Genomic DNA, 1,957 nt, shown 5'->3' with positions numbered 1-1,957 from the left:
CACCATTGATGCAAGAGGTCTACTGTAGGTGGCGGTTTCCGGGGATAATCTGCTGTAGATGGGAAAACTAAGAAGGACTAATGGTCAAAGGAACAGGGGAATCCCTGTCAACCAAACTTCTGTAGTCTCGCGCTTAAACGCCAATAAAGCGGTACAAATCGGGATTTAACACCTCAAAACGGACATGGACATTTTTGTAGCGCTAGGGTAAGATGGAGAAGTAAGAAACAGCAGTTAATGATGCCAAGAAAGTTGGGGACAACCAAGAAAATATCGACTCAAGTCGTTCCCGTAGTGGGAATGAATAATTCGGTCAAGCAAGAGTGGTTCTCTACGATCAAGAAGCTAGGCATCGTTAGAGCCGAGTCTTACAACAAGCTAGGTAGCATTAGCCATTGGGGGATGGATTGGAAAAAGGCTATCCCCGAGATCAAAAGCTTTAGGACTCCTGAAACCCTGGGCTTACCGGCTAAATTGATGGATTGGACGATCAACGATGTAGCCAAGGCAATCACAGCTCAGCAGGCAGCTTCCTCCGATGCTGTAATTAAAAAGATCTACAAAAGATTTCCCGGAAAAGAAAACGAAAAGTGTAGAAAAGAATATGCCACGCAGCTTAAAACCTTAGCTTTCCTGGAGAACCCACTACTTCACCGGCTTGTCAGGAAAGAATTTAAAAGAGGTCATTCTTGGGTTGACAATCAGATGGTTTATCAACAAGTAGGATACAAGTGCAAAAGACTTTCTCCTAATACATACCAGCTGGAAATAGCTGGATTAACGAGTAGAAAAAGAAACAAGATCGTTGTCAAAAGTAACAGAAAAGTAAAAGGTCAGATCAGACTGATATATAATAACCAGTCTCAACAATTTGAGATTCATTTCTTGGTTGACCATGGAAGAGTCGAATCTGTTCGAAGACCTCGCGAGATAGGAGTAGACAAAGGTTACACAGAAGCCTTCTATGATTCGGAAGGCAAGGCTCATGGGAAAGGCTTAGGAGTCTTGCTAAGCAAGAAATCAGATAGAATATGTGCCAAGAACCGAAAAAGAGGAAAGCTTTGGGCACTTCATAGAAAATTAGAAAAGTTAGACCCAGCTAAATCAGCTCGAATATTAAGAAATAATCTGAGCAGAAAAACCGAGAACAAACGTTACAAGCAAGATCAATCAGAAATACAGTCAGTACTCGGAGCTGCCTCCAAGTCACTAGTTGGAGGAAGAGCGTTAAAAGTTTTTGCAGAAGATTTAACACAACCAATTAAGAATAAGCGCCAGTCGTTGGCCATGTCTCGCAAGCTCAATAGCTGGATGATTGGACAGATGCGAGACTCCCTGCAAAAATGGGCTGACTGGACTGGCTCGGTTGTCACGGAAGTTCAGCCTAGTTACACGTCGCAAATTGACTCCAGGAATGGAACCCTATTAGGGAAAAGGACTGGGGACAGTTTTACCGGATTTGATGGGGTCGTGTTGCCGGCTGACCACAATGCTGCCAAGAACATCCTTGCGAGGGGTACGGACTTCGAGATTTCTCGGTTCTCTTCTAGGACTGAGGTTCAGGCCGTGTTGTTGCGTCGTACCGCGCGTTTCTTGAAAGGGTTGGGATTGAGTCTAGCTGATGCAGTTGAGCTTGGTTGGCTTAACTCCAAACATAGTAAGACTCAGGCTTTCAAGCAACTCCTCATCGAGATGTGAGGAACGTCCAGATAGCTGGGTGGTAGGTTTAACTCCAATTACCGTCTAACCACTCCTCACTCGGACAACAATAAATTGTACCTTGACCGTTAAATCCGGGTTTATCCCGATTAATCACGGTTTAAGAGTATCTCAACCCGACAGCAACTTGGGATCAGGAATAAAAGTCCCCAGCTAAAATTTTCCTTGGAGACATCTTAATGCTGCGACTCGAACAAATTAGTAAAGTATACCCCACTGGCGAAGTTCTAAAGGATGT

At 44.1% G+C, this 1,957-nt stretch carries 1 protein-coding gene; it reads left to right on the top strand.

All coding sequences use genetic code 11. The features are described 5' to 3' along the window. Positions 1-240: 240 nt before the first annotated feature. Positions 241-1,698, top strand: coding sequence for a zinc ribbon domain-containing protein (locus tag F6K37_RS39975; RefSeq protein ID WP_044495634.1), 1,458 nt, complete (start codon positions 241-243; stop codon positions 1,696-1,698). The last annotated feature ends 259 nt before the right edge of the window (positions 1,699-1,957 follow it).

The organism is Moorena sp. SIO4E2 (assembly GCF_010671945.1).
Lineage (GTDB): Bacteria > Cyanobacteriota > Cyanobacteriia > Cyanobacteriales > Coleofasciculaceae > Moorena > Moorena producens.
The sequence above is the reverse complement of the archived record's forward strand: the minus strand, read 5'-3'. Positions and strand labels throughout refer to the sequence as shown.